This is a genomic window from Bacillus sp. UNC41MFS5 (genome assembly GCF_000686805.1).
Map to the genome: position 1 here is coordinate 425,665 of NZ_KK366019.1, position 6,000 is coordinate 431,664.

The following is a 6,000-nucleotide window of genomic DNA, read 5'->3' on the forward strand; positions in this document are numbered from 1 at the left end:
TTTCATCACTCCTTCTTTAACCTTATACATATAGAGAATGTTTTTCCTCCGCCAGGCATAAATCTAATATCCATGGCCATTTTCCATGTCCCGACTGAGTATTTATGTGACCTGCATTAGGGATGGTGATGGAAGGGAAGCTAAGATTTGAATAGCTGTTTACATCCACCAAGCCGCAATATGGATCATTTGATGAATGAATAAATAATGTATTTTCAGATGCTTTCTTTAGATTGTTTCCATCCAAAGGGACAGGGTAGAATGATTTTGCTTCAGTGAGAATGTGGTTTGGAGAAGGCGGTGCGACTAAAATCACTTGGTTGGCAATTGGTTTATTTAGAGTAGAAGCATAATGAAGCCATAATAAGCAGCCTAAACTGTGTGTAATGACCGTTAAATTATTTTCCTCTGGGACCATCCGAAGGGTGGCAGACAATTCCTCCAGCCAAACGCTCTTATTTGGCGAGTCAAAGTTTGTAAAGGTTGGATATTGTACATGATAATTCTTTCTGGTTAATTCTTGTGCCAGCCAAGATTGCCAATGATCAGGTCCACTACCGCCTAATCCATGAATGATAACAAAACTGTGTTGGTTCATTTCATCCCCACCTTAATTTTAATTTTTACTATTCCGATGAAATAAGTTGGTTTTATTGAAATTATAGTTGTTTTAAACGAAAAAGGCAATCAATGTCTCAATATTTATTAATTTTTTGGATAAACGACTGAAAAGTATATTTGCAATTGTATCGATAAACAATCAAAATAAATTGATTGGATAAATAGAAAGTAGGGGTATTTTTGTCAGATTTTTTATCATTAGGAATTTCAGAACCACTTGTGGAAAAATTACGTGGTCACGGTATTGCTAAACCAACACCGATTCAACAACAAGCCATTCCATCAGTAATCAATGGTATCGATATCATAGCACAGGCGCAAACAGGAACGGGAAAAACGTTTGCATTCATCCTGCCAATAGTAGAAAAGATTAATCCTGGAGCAGATTATGTTCAAGCATTGATCGTAACGCCAACGAGAGAATTAGCCTTACAGATAACAGAGGAAATTGAAAAACTAATTTCTGATCTAACAGGTGTTGATGTTCTAGCCGTATATGGCGGCCAGGATGTTGATAAACAACTGAAAAAATTAAAAAGGGGAATGCAGATAGTCGTAGGAACACCCGGGCGACTCTTGGATCATATTAGAAGGGAAACCATTCGTTTATCAGAAATAGATTACCTTGTTTTAGATGAAGCAGACCAAATGCTCCATATTGGGTTTCTTAATGAAGTGGAAGACATTATAAGAGAAACACCGGCAAGCAGGCAAACCATGCTTTTTTCAGCAACGATGCCGCCTGAAATTCGTAAATTAGCAAAAAAGCATATGAATGATCCTGAATATATTCAAATTGAAAAAACACAAGGACCTGCTGAAACCGTTAAACAGATTGCGATTCATACGACTGATCGTGCGAAACAAGCCACGCTTTTTCACCTAGTAGAAACGTATCGTCCTTTTCTAGCGGTTATTTTCTGCCGGACAAAGCGCCGAGTAAGTAAACTGTTTGATGTGCTGAAAGCGAACGGATTTTCATGCGATGAATTGCATGGGGATTTGTCCCAGGCAAAGCGAGAGCGGGTGATGAAACGGTTTAGGGATGCTGAAGTGCAATTGTTAATTGCTACAGATGTAGCTGCGAGAGGGCTTGATGTTGAAGGTGTCACACATGTCTTTAATTACGATATCCCTGAGGATACTGACAGTTATGTCCATCGCATTGGCAGAACAGGAAGAGCTGGGATGACTGGGCTGGCAATTACCTTTTATACTTCTACAGATAGACCTATGCTTGAAACAATAGAAGCTGAGCTAAATATCACGATTGCAAAACAAAATATGGGGAATACCAAAGAGGACAATGCGAACACATTAAACGTTCATAAAGAGCACAGTCCTCAAACAGAGAAAAGCGGAATTAGAAAAACAAAACCAAGTACACCACGAAATCGAAACGAATCAGGAAGAAGAGAGAATAGATCAGGACGAAGTGGGGCATCTGAAAAAAGGTCCCATACCAGTAAGTCTGGGAGAAACAGTTCGAAAAGTGGTGCTGGGAGAAAAAGATAAAAATATATTTCTTAGGAAAAGTTCATAATGACAATGAAAATGGGACTGAAGCATTTCAGTCCCATTCCTAATTTAATTAGCCACCAATGTTAATACCAGTATTAGACTTAACTAAAACTTCCTCATATCTTTTCACATCGGCTTTTTGACTGGAGAAGATAGTTCCAAGGTAACCCGCAATAAATCCGAGTGGAATCGAAACAATTCCAGGAGTTGTATATGGGAACCACGGTTCGCCAACAAAAATGGCTTTTCCAACTTCAGGGCTGAACACATTCGGGCTGACAATCACCAAACCGATGGCTGAAATAAGCCCAACTACCATAGCCCAAATGGCACCAGTTGTATTGAAACGTTTCCAGTAAATAGTATAGAGAATTACCGGAAGATTAGCGCTGGCTGCGACTGCGAAGGCGAGTGAGACTAGGAAGGCAACATTTAGGGTTTGTGCCCCTAGAGCTAGAATAATAGAAATAATCGAAACGCCAACCGCTGCCCAGCGAGCCATACCAACTTGCTGCTTTTCTGTTGCTTTTCCTTTTTTCAGGATTACATTATAGAAATCATGAGCAAATGCAGAGGCGGCTGTCAATACTAGGCCAGCCACAACAGCTAATATCGTTGCAAAAGCTACGGCTGAAATGAAAGCAAACAGCATATTTCCACCAAGAGCTTGTGCTAAAAGTGGAGCAGCCATATTTCCTGCCGGATTGGCAGCTACAATTGCACTATTACCAACAAAGGCTGCGGCGCCGAAGCCGAGGAAAATAGTCATAACGTAAAAAATTCCAATGATCCATGTGGCATAAACTACCGAAGAACGAGCAGTTTTGGCATCCTTTACCGTAAAGAAACGAACAAGAATATGTGGAAGACCAGCTGTTCCAAGAACTAATCCCATATTTAGCGAGATGGTATCAAGGCCAATTTTGTATTTTACACCAGGATTTAAGAAGGTTTCCTTTAATGGAGTGGCAGTTCTCATTTGCGCAAACATATCGGTAATACTCCAGTTAAATTTGGCAAAAACAATAATTGAAATTACTAAGGTACCCCCCATTAATAGAACTGCTTTTATAATTTGTACCCAACTTGTTGCATGCATACCTCCAAAAATAACGTATACGGTCATTAGAACCCCAACGATTAATACGGAAGTGGTATATTCTAAGCCTAATAATAATTTAATAAGTGCACCTGCACCAACAAGCTGTGCAATCATATAAAAAATCGAAATCGTAACCGTGTTCATGGCCGCGAAGCCACGGACTTTTTTAGCATCAAAACGAGCAGCAATCATATCAGCAAATGTATATTTTCCAAGGTTTCTTAGTGGTTCAGCAACTAAATAAAGAACAACAAGATAGGCCACAAGGAAACCAATACTATAAAAGAAACCATCAAAGCCCGTTAAGGCAACTGCACCTGCAATTCCAAGGAACGAAGCAGCAGACATATAATCCCCAGCAATGGCAAGTCCATTTTGCCAGCCGGTTAGCCCACCGCCAGCAGTGTAGAACTCACTAGCATTTTTCGTTCGTTTAGAAGCGTAGTATGTAATAACTAACGTTACAAAAACGATACAAAGAAACATCGTAAAAGCAGCAGTATTCATTAGTTAGCCCCTCTTTCTTGAATGACTTCATTAGCCAATTCGTCGAACTTTGCTGCTTTTTTCGAATAAATCATACATAAAGCCCAAGTCATGACGAATTGTAAGAAAGCAAAAACCCATGCCCACGTAATACTGCCGATAAACTTGTGATTTAACACAGTAGAATAAGAAGTTAGTACTGGTAAAGCAAAGTAAAAACAAAAAAAGAATATGGTGACAGGGATGATGAATTTTTTCTTTTCGGAGAGTAATGTTTGAAAAGATGATGACTGTACAATTGAGGTGTAATCGCTTTCAGAAAAAGTCTTAGTTTTTTTGGCCTCCATGGAAGCTCCCCCTCTCATATAAAACCCTTTGTTCAAACTGAGGTAAATAAAGACAATGCTGATAGGACGTTGTTGAGGAAACGATAGATCGAAGCATGTGGATGAATTTAATTACAGAATTCCTCCGCCTCCTTATATACAGATTTTTCTAAATTTTTAAATTACATTTATGATTTTATTATAGTGATAAGGTGCAATGCAATAGAAAATTTCAAAATAAGGTAAAAATGCCCACCGGAGGAATTTATTACTATGAGGATAGGGGTTACATTAGATTTCTGAGAAAAAAAAGAAAACCTCTGCAGGGCAAAGGTTTTCTAATAATGGAGAATAGGGGGCTCGAACCCCTGACCTCTTGCATGCCATGCAAGCGCTCTCCCAGCTGAGCTAATCCCCCGATATTTGGTACAAGTAAAATTATATCTGTATTATTAAATTCTTGCAAGAGAAAATTTAAATAAGAATAAATATTTTAACTAATACTTTCGATTTCTACTTTTTGTACACCTTCTAAATTTGAAACAGAGGCATACACATCTGTTGTCTTTTCACGATAATCTACGGCAACCAATATTTGAACGAGATGGTCCCCATTGTCTAAATCCTTAATCTTAAGTCTCCGAACAATATAATTTTTATCTAATAAGAAAGAAATAGCTTTTTCGATTTGATTTTGATCCCTAATAAATAGTTGGAGCATAACTTCTTTTTCCCTTAATTGTTTCGGGCCAATGATTTTCATTAAAAATGGGACAAATTCAACACTAAGCATAAGGAGTGCAACCCCAACGAAAGCCTCTATGAAAAAACCAGCTCCAACAGCAATGCCAATTCCTGCAGCACCCCAAATCATTGCAGCAGTAGTTAAACCAGATATACTATCATTTCCCCGTCTTAAGATTACACCCGCACCTAAGAAACCAATACCTGAAACAATTTGTGCAGCTAAGCGAAGTGGATCCATAGTAATTTTGACATCATCTGAATCAGGAAACATGTACGCTGATTGAATTGATACAATCGTCAACAGGCAACTTACAACAGAAATAACTAGGCTTGTTTTAAGACCCACTGGTTTCCTTTTTAATTCACGTTCAAGACCAATAATAAGTCCAAAAACAGCAGAAACACCAAGTTTAATTAAAATTTGGATATCGACACTACTCATCTCAATTCACGTCCATTTATACAGTCGTTGACTGAAAATTTGATTTTTGAAAAAATACCGATTAGAATACCTTTCTTTAATTCTACACATAAACGAGTGTATAATGGAAGAAGCAACTAAATGTTGTTTGCTTTACCTATTAGAAAGCAGTTTCGAAAAAAATCTAAAATTATATTGCAAACATTTATTTATCATGTTATATTAAATCTCGTCCTCATCGAGCGGTTCAACAATTGAAAAAAGAAATCAAAAAAGTTGTTGACATCACGAAATGAGATGTGTTAAATTAATGAGGTCGCTTTCGAGCGGTTGATTGAAATCTAAGCGATTTGTTCGCTTGTTGAACATTGTTCTTTGAAAACTAAACAAACAATATCGTGCAAACAAACAATAAATTTTAGTTTCAATTATGAAACTATGCCAACGTAACAAATGAGCTAATCAACTTTCTTGGAGAGTTTGATCCTGGCTCAGGACGAACGCTGGCGGCGTGCCTAATACATGCAAGTCGAGCGAATCAATAGGAGCTTGCTCCTGTTGGTTAGCGGCGGACGGGTGAGTAACACGTGGGCAACCTGCCTGTAAGACTGGGATAACACCGGGAAACCGGTGCTAATACCGGATAATCCTTTTCCTCTCATGAGGAAAAGCTGAAAGTCGGTTTCGGCTGACACTTACAGATGGGCCCGCGGCGCATTAGCTAGTTGGTGAGGTAACGGCTCACCAAGGCGACGATGCGTAGCCGACCTGAGAGG

At 38.6% G+C, this 6,000-nt stretch carries 5 protein-coding genes, 1 tRNA gene and 1 rRNA gene; 2 read left to right on the plus strand and 5 right to left on the minus strand.

Annotation, left to right across the window (positions count from 1 at the left end):
- Nucleotides 1-22: 22 nt before the first annotated feature.
- A complete protein-coding gene (locus tag BR30_RS34815; RefSeq protein WP_051633830.1) occupies nt 23-598 on the minus strand; it encodes an RBBP9/YdeN family alpha/beta hydrolase in 576 nt (191 codons plus the stop codon).
- Between the two features lie 203 nt (nt 599-801).
- Between BR30_RS34815 and BR30_RS0128670 the strand changes: the two genes are divergently transcribed.
- Nucleotides 802-2,136: a DEAD/DEAH box helicase gene (locus BR30_RS0128670; RefSeq protein ID WP_026568038.1), complete on the plus strand. Its 1,335-nt coding sequence runs from the start codon at nt 802-804 to the stop codon at nt 2,134-2,136.
- Between the two features lie 76 nt (nt 2,137-2,212).
- Here the strand turns inward: BR30_RS0128670 and BR30_RS0128675 are convergent, their stop codons facing one another.
- From BR30_RS0128675 to BR30_RS0128690, 4 genes are all read right to left on the minus strand, one after another.
- Nucleotides 2,213-3,751, minus strand: coding sequence for a solute symporter family protein (locus BR30_RS0128675; protein ID WP_026568039.1), 1,539 nt, complete (start codon nt 3,749-3,751; stop codon nt 2,213-2,215).
- The gene (locus BR30_RS0128680; RefSeq protein WP_026568040.1) at nt 3,751-4,077 is read right to left on the minus strand and encodes a DUF485 domain-containing protein; all 327 of its coding nucleotides are present in this window, start codon (nt 4,075-4,077) and stop codon (nt 3,751-3,753) included. The genes BR30_RS0128675 and BR30_RS0128680 overlap by 1 nt, the downstream gene beginning before the upstream one ends.
- 324 nt (nt 4,078-4,401) lie before the next feature.
- Nucleotides 4,402-4,474, minus strand: a tRNA-Ala gene (locus BR30_RS0128685).
- A 75-nt stretch (nt 4,475-4,549) separates the two neighbouring features.
- Nucleotides 4,550-5,245, minus strand: a complete 696-nt coding sequence (locus BR30_RS0128690) for an MgtC/SapB family protein (protein ID WP_026568041.1) — start codon at nt 5,243-5,245, stop codon at nt 4,550-4,552.
- A gap of 447 nt (nt 5,246-5,692) precedes the next feature.
- On the opposite strand from BR30_RS0128690, the gene BR30_RS0128695 reads away from it, so the two are divergent.
- Nucleotides 5,693-6,000, plus strand: a 16S ribosomal RNA gene (locus tag BR30_RS0128695); the annotation flags it as partial.

Coding starts and splice junctions, on each gene's coding strand:
- BR30_RS34815 (WP_051633830.1), bottom strand. CDS start 598: ATGAACCAACACAGTTTTGTTATCATTCATGGATTAGGCGGTAGTGGA.
- BR30_RS0128675 (WP_026568039.1), bottom strand. CDS start 3,751: ATGAATACTGCTGCTTTTACGATGTTTCTTTGTATCGTTTTTGTAACG.
- BR30_RS0128680 (WP_026568040.1), bottom strand. CDS start 4,077: ATGGAGGCCAAAAAAACTAAGACTTTTTCTGAAAGCGATTACACCTCA.
- BR30_RS0128690 (WP_026568041.1), bottom strand. CDS start 5,245: ATGAGTAGTGTCGATATCCAAATTTTAATTAAACTTGGTGTTTCTGCT.